Source organism: Aeromonas lusitana (assembly GCF_002812985.1).
In the GTDB taxonomy this organism is placed as follows: Bacteria; Pseudomonadota; Gammaproteobacteria; order Enterobacterales; family Aeromonadaceae; genus Aeromonas; species Aeromonas lusitana.
Genome location: NZ_PGCP01000034.1, coordinates 33,652 through 52,675 on the forward strand (window position 1 = coordinate 33,652; position 19,024 = coordinate 52,675).

At 61.1% G+C, this 19,024-nt stretch carries 16 protein-coding genes; 8 read left to right on the forward strand and 8 right to left on the reverse strand.

Annotated elements, in window-relative coordinates:
* Positions 1–246: 246 nt before the first annotated feature.
* The 3 genes from carB to dapB all read right to left on the reverse strand — a co-directional run bounded on the left by carB (position 247) and on the right by dapB (position 6,099).
* Positions 247–3,471, reverse strand: coding sequence for a carbamoyl-phosphate synthase large subunit (gene carB, locus CUC44_RS17210; RefSeq protein ID WP_100861102.1), 3,225 nt, complete (start codon positions 3,469–3,471; stop codon positions 247–249).
* Positions 3,472–3,487: 16 nt separating this feature from the next.
* Complete coding sequence (gene carA, locus CUC44_RS17215) at positions 3,488–4,624, reverse strand: glutamine-hydrolyzing carbamoyl-phosphate synthase small subunit (RefSeq protein WP_100861103.1); 1,137 nt, start codon at positions 4,622–4,624, stop codon at positions 3,488–3,490.
* Between the two features lie 662 nt (positions 4,625–5,286).
* The gene (gene dapB, locus CUC44_RS17220; RefSeq protein ID WP_100861104.1) at positions 5,287–6,099 is read right to left on the reverse strand and encodes a 4-hydroxy-tetrahydrodipicolinate reductase; all 813 of its coding nucleotides are present in this window, start codon (positions 6,097–6,099) and stop codon (positions 5,287–5,289) included.
* Between the two features lie 322 nt (positions 6,100–6,421).
* Here dapB and CUC44_RS17225 point away from each other — a divergent pair, with 322 nt between their 5' ends.
* From CUC44_RS17225 to serA, 4 genes are all read left to right on the forward strand, one after another.
* Positions 6,422–7,768 (forward strand): Na+/H+ antiporter NhaC family protein, encoded by a 1,347-nt coding sequence (locus CUC44_RS17225; protein WP_100861105.1) that lies wholly within the window; start codon positions 6,422–6,424, stop codon positions 7,766–7,768.
* Positions 7,769–7,923: 155 nt separating this feature from the next.
* Positions 7,924–8,529 carry a 5-formyltetrahydrofolate cyclo-ligase gene (locus CUC44_RS17230; RefSeq protein ID WP_100861106.1) on the forward strand — a complete coding sequence of 202 codons (606 nt, stop codon included), beginning with the start codon at positions 7,924–7,926 and terminating at the stop codon, positions 8,527–8,529.
* Positions 8,530–8,725: 196 nt separating this feature from the next.
* On the forward strand, positions 8,726–9,379 hold the full coding sequence (gene rpiA, locus CUC44_RS17235; RefSeq protein WP_100861107.1) for a ribose-5-phosphate isomerase RpiA: 654 nt from the start codon (positions 8,726–8,728) through the stop codon (positions 9,377–9,379).
* A gap of 365 nt (positions 9,380–9,744) precedes the next feature.
* On the forward strand, positions 9,745–10,977 hold the full coding sequence (gene serA / locus CUC44_RS17240; protein ID WP_100861108.1) for a phosphoglycerate dehydrogenase: 1,233 nt from the start codon (positions 9,745–9,747) through the stop codon (positions 10,975–10,977).
* Positions 10,978–11,061: 84 nt separating this feature from the next.
* Here serA and CUC44_RS17245 read toward each other — a convergent pair whose 3' ends face one another.
* Entirely contained in the window at positions 11,062–11,442 is a 381-nt protein-coding gene (locus CUC44_RS17245; protein WP_100861109.1) for a diacylglycerol kinase, read from the reverse strand.
* 167 nt (positions 11,443–11,609) lie between these two features.
* Here CUC44_RS17245 and CUC44_RS17250 point away from each other — a divergent pair, with 167 nt between their 5' ends.
* Positions 11,610–12,674: a 3-deoxy-7-phosphoheptulonate synthase gene (locus CUC44_RS17250; protein ID WP_100861110.1), complete on the forward strand. Its 1,065-nt coding sequence runs from the start codon at positions 11,610–11,612 to the stop codon at positions 12,672–12,674.
* Positions 12,675–12,886: 212 nt separating this feature from the next.
* On the opposite strand, the gene CUC44_RS17255 is transcribed toward CUC44_RS17250, so the two are convergent.
* The 3 genes from CUC44_RS17255 to CUC44_RS17265 all read right to left on the reverse strand — a co-directional run bounded on the left by CUC44_RS17255 (position 12,887) and on the right by CUC44_RS17265 (position 15,491).
* Positions 12,887–13,663 carry an ATP-binding cassette domain-containing protein gene (locus CUC44_RS17255; protein WP_100861111.1) on the reverse strand — a complete coding sequence of 259 codons (777 nt, stop codon included), beginning with the start codon at positions 13,661–13,663 and terminating at the stop codon, positions 12,887–12,889.
* A complete protein-coding gene (gene btuC / locus CUC44_RS17260) occupies positions 13,650–14,657 on the reverse strand; it encodes a vitamin B12 ABC transporter permease BtuC (RefSeq protein WP_100861112.1) in 1,008 nt (335 codons plus the stop codon). The genes CUC44_RS17255 and btuC overlap by 14 nt, the downstream gene beginning before the upstream one ends.
* A gap of 87 nt (positions 14,658–14,744) precedes the next feature.
* Positions 14,745–15,491, reverse strand: a complete 747-nt coding sequence (locus CUC44_RS17265; RefSeq protein WP_100861113.1) for a substrate-binding periplasmic protein — start codon at positions 15,489–15,491, stop codon at positions 14,745–14,747.
* A 112-nt stretch (positions 15,492–15,603) separates the two neighbouring features.
* On the opposite strand from CUC44_RS17265, the gene CUC44_RS17270 reads away from it, so the two are divergent.
* The 3 genes from CUC44_RS17270 (at position 15,604) to glgC (ending at position 18,682) form a co-directional block, all read left to right on the forward strand.
* Positions 15,604–15,960, forward strand: a complete 357-nt coding sequence (locus CUC44_RS17270; RefSeq protein ID WP_100861114.1) for a DMT family protein — start codon at positions 15,604–15,606, stop codon at positions 15,958–15,960.
* 59 nt (positions 15,961–16,019) lie between these two features.
* Positions 16,020–17,159, forward strand: a complete 1,140-nt coding sequence (gene tapW, locus CUC44_RS17275) for a type IVa pilus ATPase TapW (RefSeq protein ID WP_100861115.1) — start codon at positions 16,020–16,022, stop codon at positions 17,157–17,159.
* Between the two features lie 248 nt (positions 17,160–17,407).
* Positions 17,408–18,682: a glucose-1-phosphate adenylyltransferase gene (gene glgC / locus CUC44_RS17280; protein WP_100861116.1), complete on the forward strand. Its 1,275-nt coding sequence runs from the start codon at positions 17,408–17,410 to the stop codon at positions 18,680–18,682.
* 81 nt (positions 18,683–18,763) lie between these two features.
* Here glgC and CUC44_RS17285 read toward each other — a convergent pair whose 3' ends face one another.
* The gene (locus CUC44_RS17285) at positions 18,764–19,006 is read right to left on the reverse strand and encodes a FeoC-like transcriptional regulator (RefSeq protein ID WP_100861117.1); all 243 of its coding nucleotides are present in this window, start codon (positions 19,004–19,006) and stop codon (positions 18,764–18,766) included.
* Positions 19,007–19,024 lie beyond the last annotated feature (18 nt).

Genomic DNA, 19,024 nt, shown 5'->3' on the forward strand with positions numbered 1-19,024 from the left:
AGAGGGACACTTGGGGCGAGTGATTGCTAAGATTGCGAGATAACATCGAATGCCTGCAACAACTATTCATTAAACAATTACATATTGGTTTATTTAACCCATTCAGGGCGACTATCCGTTTTAACTGCTCACCCCAGCATCCAGGATGCAAGCCCGTCATGACCGCAAAAATAAAAACCCCGCCATGGCTGGCGGGGTTTTGGATGGTTTGCGTGGCGGGCCATAGCCCATTCCTTATCGCGCGCCTTAGCGGTTTTTCACCTTCTGGTGCAGCTCCTGCACCGAGTTCACGTTGGCGGTGGCATCGACGCTGATGGCCATGCAGGTGGCGAAGGCCGCGTGCAGCGTGGTGGTATATGCCACCTTGTGCTGCAGGGCGCCGCGGCGCAGCTGCTTGGAGTCCTGGATGGCCTGACGACCCTCGGCGGTGTTGACGATATAGGTGTACTCGCCATTCTTGATGCGATCCAGAATGTGCGGGCGCCCCTCATGCACCTTGTTCACCAGACGCGGGTTGATACTCGCCTCCCCCAGGGTCACGGCGGTGCCGTGCGTGGCGTCGAGCTCATAGCCCAGCTCCAGCAGCTTGGCGGCCAGGTTCACCACGCGTTCCTTGTCACCGTGGCGAACTGAGAGCAGGGCGCGACCTTCGCTCGGTACCTGATGGCCGGCACCCAGCTGGGCCTTGGCATAGGCCTCGGCGAAGCTGCTGCCCACCCCCATCACCTCGCCGGTGGAGCGCATCTCTGGCCCCAGCAGCGGATCCACACCCGGGAACTTGGCAAATGGCAGTACCACTTCCTTCACCGAGTAGTAAGGCGGGATGATTTCAGAGGTGAAGCCCTGTTCTTTCAGGCTCTGACCCGCCATCACGCGGGCGGCAATCTTGGCCAGAGGCGCGCCGGTCGCCTTGGAGACGAAGGGCACGGTACGGGCGGCACGGGGATTCACCTCGATGAGGTAGATCTCGTTGTCCTTGACCGCGAATTGCACGTTCATCAGGCCGACCACGCCGAGCTCCAAGGCCAACTTGCGCACCTGCTCGCGCATCTCGTCCTGAATGGCCTTGGACAGGGTGTAGGGCGGCAGGGAGCAGGCGGAGTCACCGGAGTGGATACCGGCCTGCTCGATGTGCTCCATGATGCCGCCGATGACCACGTCCACACCGTCGCAGATGGCGTCCACGTCCACCTCGGTGGCGTCGTCCAGGAAGCGGTCAAGCAGTACCGGCGATTCGTTGGAGACGCTTACGGCCTCCGCGAAGTAGCGGCGCAGGTCCTGCTCGTCATAGACGATTTCCATGGCGCGACCACCCAGCACGTAGGAGGGGCGAACCACCAGCGGGTAGGTGATGCGCTCGGCGGTCAAGATCGCCTGCTCCAGCGCGGTGACTGTGCCGTTCTCCGGCTGTTTGAGCGCGAGGCGCTCGACCGCAGACTGGAAGCGCTCGCGGTCTTCGGCGCGGTCGATGGCGTCCGGGCTGGTGCCGATGACAGGCACACCGTTCGCTTCCAGGGCACGGGCCAGTTTCAGCGGAGTCTGGCCGCCGTACTGGACGATGACGCCCTTGGGGTTTTCGACCCGCACGATTTCCAGCACGTCTTCCAGGGTGACCGGCTCGAAGTAGAGGCGGTCGGAGGTGTCGTAATCGGTGGAGACGGTTTCCGGGTTGCAGTTGACCATGATGGTCTCGTAACCGTCTTCGCGCAGGGCCAAGGCCGCGTGCACACAGCAGTAGTCGAACTCGATACCCTGACCGATGCGGTTCGGGCCGCCACCGATGATCATGATCTTGTCGCGGTTGCTCGGGGCCGCCTCGCACTCCTCGTCATAGCTCGAGTACATGTAGGCGGTATTAGTGGCGAACTCGGCGGCGCAGGTATCGACCCGCTTGTAGACCGGGAAGATGTTGTGGCGGGCACGCAGCTTGCGCACCTCGCCCTCGGCCACGCCGAGGATCTTGGCCAGGCGCGCATCGGCGAAGCCCTTGCGCTTGAGGGCGCGCAGGAAGTCGGCGTCCAGGCCGGCCATGCCGCGCTCTTTCACCTGCTCTTCGAGTTTCACCAGATCTTCGATCTGCACCAGGAACCAGGGGTCAATCTTGGTCAGCTTGAACACGCCTTCCATGGAGAGACCGGCGCGGAACGCATCGGCGATGTACCAGATCCGGTCACAGCCCGCGTCCTGCAGCTCGTGACGGATGCGGGTCAGGGAGTCGGGAGCATTCAAGTCCACCATGGGGTCGAAGCCGGTCTTGCCGGTCTCGAGGCTGCGCAGGGCTTTGTGCAGGGACTCCTGGAAGTTGCGGCCGATGGCCATCACTTCACCGACAGACTTCATCTGGGTCGTCAGACGGTCGTTGGCACCGGCAAACTTCTCGAAGTTGAAGCGCGGCACCTTGGTGACCACGTAGTCGATGGCCGGCTCGAAGGAGGCCGGAGTGCGACCGCCAGTGATGTCGTTCATCAGCTCGTCCAGGGTGTAACCGATGGCGAGCTTGGCGGCGATCTTGGCGATGGGGAAGCCGGTCGCCTTGGAGGCGAGCGCGGAGGAGCGGGAGACCCGCGGGTTCATCTCTATGATGACCATGCGGCCATCTTTCGGGTTGATACCGAACTGGACGTTGGAGCCGCCGGTCTCGACGCCGATCTCGCGCAGCACCGCCATGGAGGCGTTGCGCATCAGCTGGTACTCCTTGTCGGTCAGCGTCTGGGCTGGCGCGACCGTGATGGAGTCACCTGTGTGGATACCCATGGGGTCGAAGTTTTCGATGGCGCAGACGATGATGCAGTTGTCGTTGCGATCCCGTACCACCTCCATCTCGTACTCTTTCCAGCCGATCAGCGACTCATCGATGAGCAGCTCCTTGGTCGGCGAGAGATCCAGGCCCCGTTCGCAGATCTCGACGAACTCTTCCGGGTTGTAGGCGATGCCGCCACCCGAGCCACCCATGGTAAAGGAGGGGCGGATGATGCAGGGGAAGCCCACCATCTGTTGCACGCCCCAGGCCTCTTCCATGTTGTGGGCGATGCCGGCGCGCGGGCACTCCAGGCCAATGCTCTTCATAGCGATGTCGAAGCGGCGACGATCCTCGGCCTTGTCGATAGCATCCGCGGTGGCGCCAATCATCTCGACGCCGAATTCCGCCAGCACCCCGTGCTTTTCCAGATCCAGGGCGCAGTTGAGCGCGGTCTGGCCACCCATGGTGGGCAGCACGGCGTCCGGGCGCTCTTTCTTGATGATCTCGCGTACCACTTCCCAAGTGATGGGCTCTATGTAGGTCGCATCGGCCATCTCGGGGTCGGTCATGATGGTGGCCGGGTTGGAGTTCACCAGAATGACGCGGTAGCCCTCCTCGCGCAGGGCCTTGCAGGCCTGGGCGCCGGAGTAGTCAAATTCGCAGGCCTGCCCGATGACGATGGGGCCGGCGCCGAGGATCAGGATGCTCTGTAGGTCGTTACGTTTTGGCATGGCTTCTCTTTTCCTCTTAAGCGCGATACTGCTTGATCAATTCAATAAAGTGGTCGAACAGACCGGCACAATCGTGGGGGCCCGGGCTCGCCTCAGGGTGACCCTGGAAGCTGAAGGCCGGACGGTCGGTGCGATGTATGCCTTGCAGGGAGCCGTCGAACAGGGAGACGTGGGTGGCACGCAGGCAATCCGGTAGGCTCTCTTCGTCCACCGCGAAACCGTGGTTCTGGGCGGTGATCATGACGGTGTTGTCATCCAGGCTCTTCACCGGGTGGTTGGCACCGTGGTGACCGAACTTCATCTTCAGGGTCTTGGCGCCGGAGGCGAGCCCCAGCAGCTGGTGACCGAGGCAGATACCGAACACAGGGGTGTTGGTATTGAGAAAGGCCTTGATGGCATCGATGGCGTAGTCGCAAGGCTCGGGGTCGCCGGGGCCGTTGGAGAGGAAGATGCCATCGGGGTTCAGCGCCAGCACCTCGGCGGCCGGGGTCTTGGCCGGCACCACTGTCAGGCGGCAGCCACGGTCCACCAGCATGCGCAAGATGTTGCGCTTGACGCCAAAGTCGTAGGCCACCACGTGGTATTTGAGCTCATCGGCGGCCGGGGTGACATGGCCCTTGCCGAGTTGCCAGCTCCCTTCGGTCCAGTTGTAAGACTCGGAAACGGTCACTTCTTTCGCCAGGTCCATCCCCTTGAGACCGGGGAAGGCGCGCGCCTGCTGGAGGGCGTACGCCTCATCGACCTGCTTGCCCGCCAGGATGCAGCCGGCCTGGGCGCCTTTCTCGCGCAGGATGCGGGTCAGTTTGCGGGTGTCGATGTCGGCGATGCCAACGATGTTGTGGGACTTGAGGTAATCGGAGAGGGATTGCTGATTGCGGAAATTGGAGGCAAGTATCGGAAGGTCCCGGATGATCAATCCCTGAGCGTGGATTTGACTGGACTCTTCATCTTCGCTGTTGGTGCCGGTGTTGCCTATATGGGGGTAAGTGAGGGTGACTATCTGACGGGAATAAGAGGGATCGGTGAGGATTTCCTGATAGCCCGTCATCGACGTATTGAAAACCACTTCACCAACGGAACATCCCTCGGCGCCTATCGACACGCCTTTGAACACAGTTCCATCTTCCAGCACTAGCAATGCAGTGTGATTCAAGACAACCTCCAGTTATTTAGCTTTAAATTCAGCAATTTACCTGGGTGTTGCGGGTCCGGACGCTGTTTGAAACAGGGCTCAAACCCGGCAGATTTCTGGCAAATTGGGCGCATTCTACTTAAAAACGATCGCATTTCAACGTCTTTTCTCGTTTTAAATGCATCTAAATTCAATAGAAAAGCAACATTACCCATTATCTATGCACTAACCAGCTTTGCAACCCCCTGCCGCAAAAGAAAAGCCAAAAGCCACCACCCCAGGACTTCAAGGTGCCACTAAAAGTGCAGAAACCTATTTTTATATCAACAAAAACATAAACTTAAAAATTTAAAATAAAAACAATATGGATGGATAGGCGCTTAAACAGCACAGATAAATGAACGCAATGGGTGGAAAACGTTTTTCTTGTTTTGCATTTTTAGTCTTTTTTATGGTGTGTGAAAAATGCGTTAAACGGGGTCTCTGAAGGCCATTCTCGTTACCCCTTGCTGACATTTTTGCAATGAAGGGACGGATGGAATGAGGAAGTGTGATGATTTAGGTCAGTTCGAGAGGAAAGCGATGGTAAAGCCAGATTTTTACAATAAGAGATAAAAAACCCCGGCGAACCGGGGTCTGCTAACCAGAGGGAGGGCCAGCCAGCCGCTCCCGTCGATGGCGGCTTATTTCAGGCCGAGCACGTCCTGCATGTCGTAGAGACCGGCGTTCTGCTGTTTCAGCCACTTGCCTGCCCGCACGGCGCCATTGGCGAAGGTGAGACGGCTGGAGGCCTTGTGGCTTATCTCCACCCGCTCGCCGATGTCGGCGAACATGACGGTGTGCTCCCCCACCAGATCGCCGGCGCGTATGGTGGCAAAGCCGATGGTGTTGCGATCCCGCTCACCCGTGATCCCCTCGCGGCCGTAAACGGCGCACTCTTTCAAGTCACGTCCGAGTGTCTTGGCCACCACTTCCCCCATGGAGAGCGCGGTGCCGGACGGCGCATCCACCTTGTGTCTGTGGTGCCCCTCGATGATCTCGATGTCGGTGTAATCCCCCATCACCTTGGCGGCCTGCTCCAGCAGCTTGAACACCAGGTTGACGCCGACCGAATAGTTGGAGGCGAAGACGATGCCTATCTGGCTCGTCGCCTGTTGCAGCGCGGCCTTGCCGGCGTCGTCAAAGCCGGTGGTGCCGATCACCATCTGCTTGCCGTGCGCCTGGGCAAACGCCAGGTTCGCCAAGGTCACCTCGGGGCGGGTGAAATCGATGATGAGGTCAAACTCATCCCGTACCTTGTCCAGGCTGTCGCTGATGACGACCCCCAGCTTGCCAAGGCCGTTGAGTTCCCCCGCATCCAGCCCGATCACGGCAGAGCCCGGTCGCTCCAGCGCCGCCCCGACCACCACGCCCTCGGCGTTGGTGATGGCTTCCAGCAGCACCTTGCCCATACGACCATTACAGCCCATCACGGCCACACGGATCGGATTGTCCATCTCCACCCTCTCATCTGTTTTTATGGAAAGATGACCGTTTTACCAGCCTGCGCCCCCTTTGAAAAGCCCGATGTGGCCGCTAGACAGACACCGATATATCACCGGATTTATTAGCATAAATCAGAATATATGACGGATTTAATCAGATTGACGGAATCGCAAAACAAAAAGGATTATCCATCTGGACGTCTATCTTGACCAAGTGACCGTGACTCACTACTGTAGGCGCCCCATAGCGGCAGGATGCCCGCCCTCTGTGCCCGACCCGAGTCGGATCCACGAGGCCGCGACAGGAGGTCATTGTTCAAGTTTCGAGGAACACATGATCCAGACCCAACCCAGTGCCAGAGCTCTGCTGCCCCTACTGGTCTTTCTTGCTCTCTTCATCGGTACCGGTACCTGGCTGACCCTGCAGGGGGTCGAGTTCGCCTTCTATCAGTTGCCCGCCCCCGTCGCCGCCCTGCCCGCCGTCATGCTGGCGCTGATGCTCGGCAAAGAAGGCTTCAACCAGAATCTCGAGACCTTCTTCAAGGGGGTCGGTGACAGCAACATCATGGCGATGTGCCTCATTTATCTGCTGGCGGGCGCCTTCGCCACCGTGGCCAAGGCCACCGGCGGGGTAGATGCCACTGTGGCATTGGGGCTCTCCCTCATCCCCGGCTGGTTCCTGCTGCCGGGTCTGTTCCTCATCTCTGCCTTCATTGCCACCGCCATGGGCACCTCCATGGGCACCATAGGCGCCATCGCCCCGGTGGCGCTGGGCGTCGCCGAGGTGACCGGCATCAACCCTGTGCTGATGGCGGGCACCATACTCTCTGGCGCCATGTTCGGGGACAACCTCTCCATCATCTCGGATACCACGATCGCCGCCACCCGCAGCCAGGGCTGCGAGATGAAGGACAAGTTTCGCGAGAACGTCAAGATTGCCGCCCCCGCCGCCGTGCTGGTGATCCTGCTCTATTTGCTGCTGGGCTCCACCGGCGATGCCCCCGCCTCCACCGCCAGTGCGGACCTGCTCAAGGTGATGCCTTATGTGTTGATCCTGGTGCTGGCGCTGGTGGGCATGAACGTGTTCGTGGTGCTGGGGATTGGCATCCTGGCCGCCGGTGGCGTGGGACTGATGAATGGCTACCCGATCGGCCAGTTCAGCAAGGATATCTATCAGGGCTTCACCAGCATGCAGGAGATCTTCCTGCTCTCCATGCTGATCGGCGGCCTCGGCGCCCTGATGGAACGCCAGGGAGGCCTTGCCTGGATCAGTGCCCGCATCGCGGCCCTGATCGCCCGCTTCACCCGTGCCCACGACGGTGAGCAGAACGAGAAGGCGGCCGAGCTCGGCATCGCCGGCGTGGTGGGGCTCACCAACCTCTGCACCGCCAACAACACGGTCGCCATCATAGTGGCGAGCAAGGTGGCGCGGGATCTGGCAGAGCAGCACGGGGTCACCCCGCGCCGCGCCGCCTCCATGCTGGATATCTTCTCCTGCGTGGTGCAGGGGCTCATTCCCTGGGGCGCCCAGGCGCTGCTGCTCGGCTCCATCTTCGCGCTGTCGCCGCTGGCGGTGGTGAGCATGAGCTTCTATCCCATGGCGCTGGCGCTGGCTGCCATAGTTGCAGTGTTTATAAAGCATCAGACGAGAAACGCCGCCGAGCGGCGCCAAGCCGCCTGAGTCGCCACACTGTGATATCGCGGGCGCCCCGCCAGACGGCGCCCAATTGGCCGGGTCCCTTGTGACTCGGCCAGCGCCGCTGACGTCCCCCCGCTTTTCATCTCGCCATGCCCTTGTTAAGGTAACCTCAGCCTTTATCCCTGTCAGGAGCCCCCATGCCAGATACCGCAACGCCACCCGATGCGCGCCACGCCTTGCGCCAACTCATCCGCCAGCGCAGAAAGAGCCTGAGTCAGGCCGAGCAGCAGGATGCGGCCCAACAGCTGGTGGCACGTTTCAAGGAGCATGCCGGGATCCGGGCCGCCAGACGCATCGCCCTCTATCTGGCCAACGACGGCGAGCTCGATCCCCTGCCCGCCATTCACTGGCTCTGGGCCCAGCAAAAGGAGGTCTACCTGCCAGTGCTGCCCCCCTTCACCCCGGGCCACCTGCTGTTTCAGCGCTACACGGCCACCAGCCCCATGACCCGCAACCGCTTCGGCATCCCGGAGCCCGAACTCGACATGCAGCAGGTCATCCCCCACAGCGCGCTGGACATCATCTGCACCCCGCTGGTGGCCTTCGATGCAGCGGGCAACCGGCTCGGCATGGGGGGCGGTTATTACGATCGCACCCTCGCCAGCTGGCACGAGCACGGGCTGGGCCCAAGGCCGCTCGGCCTCGCCCACAACTGTCAGCAGGTGGAGGTTGTGCCCAAGGAGCAGTGGGACGTGCCCTTGCCCGAGATCATCACCCCGGCCCGCAGCTGGGACTTCTCCTGACGCCCTCCTCTCTGGTGGTCAGGGTCACTGCCTGCCCCTCTTCTGACGAGATTTTCGACTGCCACAGGGCCCCATGCCCAATAAACAGGCAAACGATTTACATCTTGGGGCTTTTTGGTCCAGAACGTGAGCGAGGTGGTCGCCCTCGGGGGCTGGCTTGGATATAATGCGCCCGCTTTTTCCCTAAGGATCCATCATGACTCAAGATGAAATGAAGAAGGCGGCCGGTTGGGCTGCGCTCAAATACGTGGTTCCCGGCACAATCGTCGGGGTGGGCACAGGCTCTACCGTCAATCACTTCATCGACGCGCTGGCGACCATGAAGGACGAGATCAAGGGCGCAGTATCCAGTTCCGTCGCCTCCACCGAGCGCCTCAAGGGCTTCGGCATCCCAGTGTTCGATCTCAACGAGATCGATGCCCTCTCCGTCTACGTGGATGGCGCCGACGAGATCAACGCCAGCCGTGACATGATCAAGGGCGGTGGCGCGGCCCTGACCCGCGAGAAGATTGTCGCCGCCGTGGCCGACAAGTTCATCTGCATCATAGACAACACCAAGACGGTCCCCGTGCTCGGCACCTTCCCGCTGCCGGTAGAAGTGATCCCCATGGCCCGCGAATACGTGGCCCGCGAGATCAAGAAGCTCGGCGGCAACCCGGTCTGGCGTGAAGGGGTGGTGACCGATAACGGCAACCACATCCTGGACGTCAAGGGCATGGCCATTCACGACGCCAAGGGGCTGGAAGTGCAGCTCAACGCCATCGTGGGCGTGGTCACCAACGGTCTGTTCGCCCACCGCGGCGCAGATGTCGTGCTGATCGGTACCCCGGAAGGCGTGATCACTAACTAAGCCACGACGGGCTGGATGTGGTCACCAACGACCTCCATTTCGCCCACCGCGGCGCAGACGTGGTGCTGATCGGTACCCCGGAAGGTGTGATCACCAACGAATAAGCAGGCTCTGTGATGTTGCCCTCTGAACGATGAGCGGCCCATCATCACACCGACCATAAGAAACGGCGTCCGATGGCGCCGTTTCTGTTTATGCCTCAAGGAGTTGCAAAGTATCGTCTACAACTATCGTTGAAAACTTCAAAGAATTTGACTTTCGTCACAAATATTCCCTCTCCCGCACGTTTTTGCTACTTTACGGTTTTCTTCACATCGCATACCTGCACCGCTTTTCGCACACATATATAAAACAGAGGGATCGTCATGACAGCCAAGTTTTCGCTGGACAAGGATAAAATCAAGGTGCTGCTGCTGGAGGGGGTTCACCTCAACACGGTAGAGACGTTTAGAGCTGCCGGTTACACCAACGTGGAGTACCTCAAGACCTCGCTGTCGGAAGAGGATCTGATCGAGCGCATTCGCGACGTGCATTTCGTCGGCCTGCGCTCACGCACCCAGCTGACCGAGAAGGTGCTGGACGCCGCCAGCAAGCTGGTGGCCATCGGCTGCTTCTGCATCGGTACCAACCAGGTCGCCCTCGACGCCGCCCATGTGCGCGGCATTCCGGTGTTCAACGCCCCCTTCTCCAATACCCGCTCCGTGGCCGAGCTGGTGCTGGGGGAGATCCTGCTGCTGCTGCGCGGCATCCCGGAGAAGAACGCCAAGTGCCATCGCGGCGTGTGGGAAAAACTCGCCAACCGCTCGGTGGAAGCCCGCGGCAAGAAGCTCGGTATCATAGGCTATGGCCACATTGGCACCCAGCTTGGCATCATCGCCGAGATGATCGGCATGAAGGTCTACTACTACGACATCGAGAACAAGCTCTCCTTGGGCAACGCCATCCAGGTGCCGAACCTGGTGGAGCTGCTCAACATGTCTGACGTCATCAGCCTGCATGTGCCTGAGACCGCCTCCACCAAGGATCTGATCGGTGCCGAGCAACTGCGCATGATGAAACCCGGCGCCATCTTCATCAACGCCTCCCGCGGTACCGTGGTGGACATCGAGGCCCTGGCCGACGTCATCAAGAGCGGGCACCTCTCCGGCGCCGCCATCGACGTCTTCCCCGTCGAGCCCACCTCCAATGACGAGGAGTTTCTGACGCCGCTGCGGGGTCTGGACAACGTCATCCTGACCCCGCACATCGGCGGCTCCACCCAGGAGGCGCAGGAGAACATAGGTCTGGAAGTGGCCAACAAGCTGGTCAAGTATTCCGACAACGGCTCCACCCTCTCCGCCGTCAATTTCCCGGAAGTCTCCCTGCCCGGTCACAAGGGCTCCAGCCGTCTGCTGCACATTCACCGCAACCAGCCCGGCGTCATGAACCAGATCAACCAGATCTTCGCCGACGAGGGCATCAACATCGCCGGTCAATACCTGCAGACCAGCAGCCACATCGGCTACGTGGTGATCGACGTGGAGACGGAGCACAGCGAGAAGGCCCTCGCCAAGCTCAAGGAGATCAATGGCACCATCCGCGCCCGGATCCTGCATTGATGCGCTGAGCCTGGCACTCGCCCAACAAAAAGCCCGTCTCAATGACGGGCTTTTTTATGTCAGGAGACAGCTTGCTCTCGCAAGCTACCACCAGCCCAGCAGATTGCGGCCAATCAGGGCGCCCCACACCAGGCCATTGAGGGCCAGCGCGATAAAGACGGCGGCGGAGCCCAGATCCTTGGCGCGGCCGGAGAGCTCGTGATGTTCGGAGCCGATGCGGTCCACCACAGCCTCGACGGCGGAGTTGAGCACCTCGACAATCACCACCAGCCAGCTGATCACGATCAGCAGCAGGATCTCGTTGAGGGAGTCACCGAGCCAGCAGGCCAGCGGCATCAACAGCAGCACCAACACCAGTTCCTGGCGGAAGGCAGCCTCGTTGATCCAGGCCGATTTGAGCCCTTTCATGCTGTAACCGGTTGCGTTGATGATGCGGGTGACCCCGGTCGCGCCTGGCTTTGCCACGATAACTACCTCATTTGGAATGGCTTTTAGGTTCACATCCTAACAGAGCCCTCAATGGTTTCCATCAGGGGATTTTTGCTTTATTTTATCGTCTTGCATTTTCGGCACTGCATTCGTCACTGCCCGTCAAACGACAGTCCACGCCACCCACTCGAGAATTGAGTCGTATGTCCATTCACACAGATGAATTGCGCACCCGTCGCCTGGAGTCCCTGATCACTCCGAGCGAGCTTGCGCACGCCTTCCCGTTAAGCGACACCGTTGCCCAGAATCTGCTGGACGCCCGCCATGAAGTGGAAGCCATTCTGGCCGGTGACGATCAGCGCCTGCTGGTCATCGTCGGTCCCTGCTCCATCCATGATCCCGCCGCCGCCCACGAATACGCCCAGCGCCTCAACGTCTTGCGCGAGCAGTACAAGGGCAGCCTGTGCATCGTCATGCGCACCTACTTCGAGAAGCCGCGCACTATAGTCGGCTGGAAGGGGCTCATCAATGATCCGCGCCTGGATGGCAGCTTCGACGTCAATGAAGGGCTCAAACTCGCTCGCAAACTGCTGGTGGACATCAACGCCATCGGCATGCCCACCGCCACCGAGTTCCTCGACATGGTGACCGGCCAGTACATCAGCGACCTCATCACCTGGGGCGCCATCGGCGCGCGCACCACCGAATCCCAGGTGCACCGCGAGATGGCCTCCGCCCTCTCCTGCCCGGTCGGCTTCAAGAACGGCACCGACGGCAACACCCGCATCGCCATCGATGCGGTGCGTGCCGCCCGCCACAGCCACATCTTCTATTCCCCGGACAAGGACGGCAAGATGACCATCTACCGCACCGCCGGCAACCCCTATGGCCACGTGATCCTGCGTGGTGGCCACAGGCCGAACTACGACACCGCCAGTGTCGACGAGGCCTGTGAAGCCCTGGCCGACGTGGGTCTGCCCGAGCGGCTGGTGGTGGACTTCAGCCACGGCAACAGCATGAAGGATCACCGCCGTCAGCTCTTGGTGGCGCAGGATATCTGCGATCAGCTACGTCGTGGCCGCACCGGCATCGCCGGCATCATGGCCGAGAGCTTCCTGGTGGAAGGGCGTCAGGACGTGGAGAACGGCTGCGCCGCCACCTTCGGCCAGAGCATCACGGATGCCTGCCTCTCCTGGAGCGACACCGAAACCCTGCTGGCCATGCTGGCCGAGGCCGCCCAGGTACGACTGGACAAGCAGAAAGCCTGAGCATCTGCTCGACGCTCACTCTGCCAATGCAAAGGGCCAGACATCGTGGATGTGTGGCCCTTTCGTTTTGTGGCACGCAATCAGTGCCAGATCTCCCTCGCAACGGCTCCCTTCTCCCCTCGCGGGAGAAGGGCTAGGGATGAGGGGCGAACACCATGGGTTACATTCGCCAGTAGACGTAAGTTGCTCGCAGGCATACTTCGACACTACGCCTACAGGCTCGGCATAAACCAGACCCGGCCGCCCGCTTCGATGCGATCCGTCCTTATCTGGAACACCCGCTCCAGCAGCGCCTGATCGATGATATCGACGCCCCCCTCGCCCACCAGCTGACCCTGTTGCAGACAGAGGATGCGATCCGCCCAGTCGATGGCCAGGTTGATGTCATGGATGGCCAGCACCACCAGCAGTCCCTGCCGGGAGAGGCTCTTCAAGAGCCGCAGCAGGGCCAGCTGATGATGCAAGTCCAGCCCAGCCAGGGGCTCGTCCAGCAGCAACACCCGCCCCGCCGAATTGAGACCGGGCCAGATCTGCAGCAGGGTACGGGCGATCAGCACCCGCTGCTGCTCGCCGCCGGAGAGGCGACTGAAGTCCCGTGCCAGCAAGGCATCGAGCTCCAGCGCGGCGCACAGCTCGGCCACCGCCTGATTGCGCAGGGCGGGCTCGGCCGTCTCATCCAGTCCCAGGCTCAGTACCTGAAACACCGGAATATGAAACAGCTGAGGCTGGCGCTGTGGCAGCATGGCGCGCTGCTGGGCGAGCTCAGACCAGCTCATCTGCAAGATGGATTGCCCTTCCAGCAGCACATCTCCCTGCCCAGGCAGGATGCCAGCCAGGGCGCCGAGCAGGGTCGACTTGCCACTGCCGTTGGGGCCGAGCAGGGCCACCAGCTTGCCACCGCCCCAGGCGAGACTCAGCGGCGCCAACCGCTCGGGAACGGCCAGCCCGCGAGCCTCTATGAGGGGAACTTGATGATCATGCAGTGGCATTGGCGTCTTGCCTCAACAGCAGGTAGATAAAGAGCGGCGCCCCGACCGAAGCGGTGATGACGCCGATGGGCAGCTCGCCAGCGCTCAGGGCCGAGCGGGCGATGAGATCGGCCCCCAGCAGCAGGGCGCCGCCGCCAAGCGCCGAGGCGGGCAGCAGGAAGCGCTGATCGCTGCCGCCACACAGGCGCAGCAGATGGGGCACCACCAGGCCGACGAAACCGATGACACCGCACAGGGCGACCGCAATCCCGGTGAGCAGACAGACCGCCATCACCAGTTGCACCCGCACCCTGTCCACATCCAGCCCCATCAACCGGGCCTGGGTCTCCCCCAGCAACAGCTGTTGCAGGGCCCGCCCCTGCAAGCCAAGCCAGCCCAGGGTCAGCGGCAGCACCAGCCACCACCAGGCGAGTTGCTGACTGCCATAGGAGAGGCTGCCCATCATCCAGAACATGAATTCGCGCAAGGAGGCGTCATCGGCGAAATACATCAGCCAGGTCATGGCGGCGTTGGCGAGGATGCCGATGGCGACCCCGAACAGCAGCAGCCGGGCGTGGCCGAGCCGGGCCCGGCGCGCCAGCCGGATCAGCAGCATGGTCACCAGCAGGGCGCCGCCGAAGGCCGCAAGAGACAGGCCCCAGCCCGGCAGATAGACCCCGAGGGATTTGGCCACCGCCATCGCCACCATGGCGGCGAGGCCGGCGCCACTCGAGACGCCGAGCAGGCCGGGTTCGGCCACCGGGTTGTGCAGCATCACCTGCAGCACGGCGCCGCCACAGGCGAGCGCAGCCCCCGCCAGCAAGGCCAGCAGGGCGCGGGGCAGGCGCAGCTCCAGCAAGATGTGCCGCTCCAGCTCCCCCAAGGGGTGCCAGGGCAGCAACAAAAATTCCCCCCAGGCAAGGGAGAGCAGGAACAGGGAGAGGGTCAAGAGCGACAGGCCGAGCAGCCAGTAGCGCTGCCAGCGCTGTTGGCGATGGATGAGAGCGAGATACACGCGGGATCCCCGAAATGAGACAAGTGCCGCCCCCATGCCTGAAGGCAGCCACAAAGCTGCATGATAACAGCGCGTTACCACCCAAGGTCAAGGATGGTAGGGCTGGGCCAGGGTCTCGACCTCGCCGCTTTCCACCATCTCTTGCAGCGCCTGCGCCAGGGCGGGCCCCAGACGCAGGTGAGGTGAGCGCTTGCTCATGCCAAGATAGAGCACCACTGGGTGCGGCGGGCGATAGTCCGCCTTGACCAGGCCCGCGGCGTTGCGCTGGCTGAGGGCGTAATCCACCTGGCAGTCGGTGCCTATCATCAGCGGCAGGTGGCCGCGCTCCACCATGCGCTGCAGCTGATCTTCGGTGGGCACCCCGTGCTTGTCGATCTGGTTGTCGTCGTCGAAGGGGGCGAAATAGGCCGAGTTGAGCACGAAACCCACCTCCTTGCCCTTGAGATCCTCATAGCGATGCAGGGCGGCAACGGCCGCAGGCTTGCCATAAAACGCGGGCCGACACTGGTAGTAGGCGGGTTGCAGATAATCGACGAAGGCCGCGCGCTCCGGGGTTTTGGCCAGCCCTATCATGAGATCGGCCTGGCCGGTCTGCATCTGCTTGAGTGCCCGCCCCCATGGCACCTGCTTGAGTTCCAGCTGAATGCCGCTGCGGGCCTGCAAGCGGCGCAAGATGTCGATATCCAGACCGTAAAACTGATTATCCTGCGCCAGCATGCGAAACGGTGGCCAGACATCGGTGACCACCGTCAGGGTCGGCGTTCCGTTCGCCATCGAGCTAACGGGCGCCATGCAGGCAAACAACAGACCAAGCACTCCGCTTGTCTTGCCCATCCATTCCAGCCTTATGTTGCTTCATCCTTGTGGGGTAAAAATACCCCTAAGCCCCACTTATGAAAACCCATGCAGTCGAGATAAAATGCGATTGATTTTAAAGGAGAACCTAATGAACCCTATCGTCACCAGCATAGGCCTGCTCATCTGCAGCAACGTCTTCATGACCTTCGCCTGGTATGCCCATCTCAAGAGCATGAACCACAAGCCCTGGATCATCGCCGCCCTGATAAGCTGGGGCATAGCCCTGTTCGAATATCTGTTGCAGGTGCCCGCCAACCGCATCGGCCATACAGTGCTGTCGGTGGGTCAGCTCAAGATCCTGCAAGAAGTCATCACCCTGACGGTGTTCGTGCCCTTCTCCATCTTCTATCTGAAAGAAGATCTGAAGTGGGACTACCTCTGGGCCGGTCTGTGTATCCTGGGGGCGGTGTTTTTTGTGTTTCGCGAGAAACTCACCGGCATCTGACGAGATACACTCAACCACATCTTTTACCAGCACATCTTTTTGATGTGGCGAGGCAACACATGGAATTGCGAGACATGCTACAGACGTTGGCCAAACAGGATGGCTCCGACCTCTATCTCTCCACAGGCGCGCCCCCCTGCGCCAAGTTCAACGGCGCCCTGCGGGCCCTGAGCGACACCCCGCTCGAACCGGGTGAGGTGGCCAGGATCGCCGACGGCATCATGGACCTTGAACAGAAGCAGCAGTTCGAGAAGGAGCTGGAGATGAACCTCGCCATCTCCCTGCCCCAGATCGGTCGCTTTCGGGTCAACATCTTCAAGCAGCGCAACGAGGTCTCCCTGGTGGCGCGCAACATCAAGACCGAGATCCCCCGCTTCGAGGACCTCAAACTCCCCCCCGTGCTGCTCGACACCATCATGGAGAAGCGTGGGCTGGTGCTGTTCGTCGGCGGCACGGGATCGGGCAAATCGACTTCTCTGGCGGCCCTTATCGATCACCGCAACCGCAACAGTGGCGGCCACATCATCACCATCGAGGATCCGGTGGAGTTCGTCCATCGCCACCGCAAGAGCATCATCAACCAGCGGGAGGTGGGGGTGGATACCCGCAGCTTCCACGCGGCGCTGAAAAACACCCTGCGCCAGGCGCCGGACGTGATCCTCATCGGTGAAATTCGCGACCGTGAGACCATGGAGCATGCCCTGGCCTTCTCGGAAACCGGGCATCTGGCCATCTCCACCCTGCACGCCAACAACGCCAACCAGGCGCTGGATCGCATCATCAACTTCTTCCCCGAGGAGCGCCGCCCCCAGCTGCTCAACGATCTGGGCAACAACCTGCAGGCCTTCGTCTCCCAGCGGCTGGTGAAGACCACTGACGGCGGGCGGCGGGCGGCGGTGGAGATCATGCTCGGCACCCACACCATTCGCGATCTCATCAAGCGCGGCGAGTTTGGCAGCCTCAAGGAGATCATGGAGAAATCCAAGGCCCTTGGCATGGTCACCTTCGACGGCACCCTTTACGATCTGGTGGTGGAAGGGGTGATAGACGAGGAGGAGGCGGTGAAAAACGCCGACTCCCAGAACAACCTGCGCCTTAAGATCAAGCTGTGGCGGGAGAAGGGGCTGCTCTCCAACAGCGCGGATGCCAGCGGCTGGAGCCTGGAGCCCACCAAGGATGACAATCCCGACCTGCTCTAGCCCTCTTCCCGTTATCAAGCACTCACCCCCGCCTCGGCGGGGGTGAGTACAATCCCTGTCACCTTTCCCCTCCCCCGCTCCTCAAGATGACATCCAGCCATCATTGAGCGACGCACGCCCCGCCGACCACTCAAGTGACACATCCATCAATTAATTGCCCCCTCGACCCAAAATCCTGATTGAAAACAAAGTTGCCAATCCCCAAATGGGACACCATGTCGATGAATCAACAAAAAAAGGGGGGTTAAATGTTGTTACAACCTACCAGTACGGCGAAGGCAAGACAGTTGCTGAACGAGACCATGGCTTTGGTGCTTGCCGGAGGCCGAGGCAGCCGTCTGCAGCAGCTGACGGATCACAGAGCAAAACCCGCGGTCCACTTCGGCGGTAAATTCCGCATCATCGACTTCGTCCTCTCCAACTGCATCAACTCCGGCCTTCGCCGAGTGGGTGTGGTGACCCAATACAAGTCCCACAGTCTGCTGCGCCACCTGCAATCGGGCTGGTCTTTCCTGCGCTACCAGATGAACGAGTTCGTCGAGCTGCTCCCCGCCCAGCAGCGGGTGGATGAAGTCAGCTGGTACCGTGGCACCGCCGATGCGGTGTACCAGAACCTGGATATCATTCGCGAGCACGCCCCCAAATACGTGGTAGTGCTGGCGGGCGATCACATCTACAAGATGGACTACGCCGCCATGCTGCTGGATCACGTCAAACTGGGCGCCAAGGTGACGGTGGCCTGCATCGAGGTGCCACGTAATGAGGCGAGCGCCTTTGGCGTGATGGCCATCGATGAGGATCGCAAGATCCACAACTTCGTCGAGAAGCCAAGCGATCCGCCCGCCATGCCCGGCAAGCCCGACACTGCGCTGGCCTCCATGGGGATCTATATCTTCGAGGCCGAATACCTCTATCAGCTGCTGGAAGAGGATCTCGCCAATGAAGAGTCCCATCACGACTTTGGCATGGACGTGATCCCGCGGGTGGTCAGAGAGGGAACCGCCTATGCCCATCCATTCGGCCTCTCCTGCGTCGGCAGTTGCCAGCAGACACGCCCCTACTGGCGCGATGTGGGTACCGTAGACTCCCTGTGGGAGGCCAACATGGATCTCACCTCAGTCACCCCCGAGCTCGATATCTACGATCAGGATTGGCCCATCTGGACCAGCCAGAAGATGATCCCCCCCGCCAAGTTCGTGCAGGACGACAACGGCCAGCACGGCCTTGCCATCAACTCCATGTTCGCCGGCGGCACCATAGTCAACGGCTCCTTCATCACCAGTTCGGTGCTGTTTCCGAACGTCCGGGTCGGCTCCTTCTGCACCCTGGATCAGGCGGTGGTCTTCCCGCAGGTGGAAATTGGCCCTGGTTGCCGGCTGCGCCGCGTCATCATCGACAAGGGCTGCCAGCTGCCGGAGGGCATGGTGATCGGGGAGAACGCCGATGAAGACGCCCGCCGTTTCCATCGCACTCTGCAAGGCACTGTGCTGGTCACCAAGGAGATGCTGGCCAATCTGACATAAGCCCTGGCCACTCACGCGCCAAGGCACAGATGACAAAGAACCCGCCAGCGGCGGGTTCTTTTTGATGGGATGAGGGTAAGCTCAGCTCTTTTGTATCAGCCCAATCTGACCGGGCTCACACCACTCGAACATCACCTCCTGACTCTTGCCGCAGCAACTGCCGCCGCACACCTGAGTCTCCCGCTTGGCGACGCGCCCCTTGCGCATCCAGACGCCGAGCATGGCCTCCACCGCATCTTCCGAGGTGTGGAAGTGGCGGGCCAGATCCTTCCGGCTCACCTTCTGCTGCGCGGCAAGGTAAGTTCCCAGCTCTCGCAGGATCATGGGTTGACCTCCTCTTTC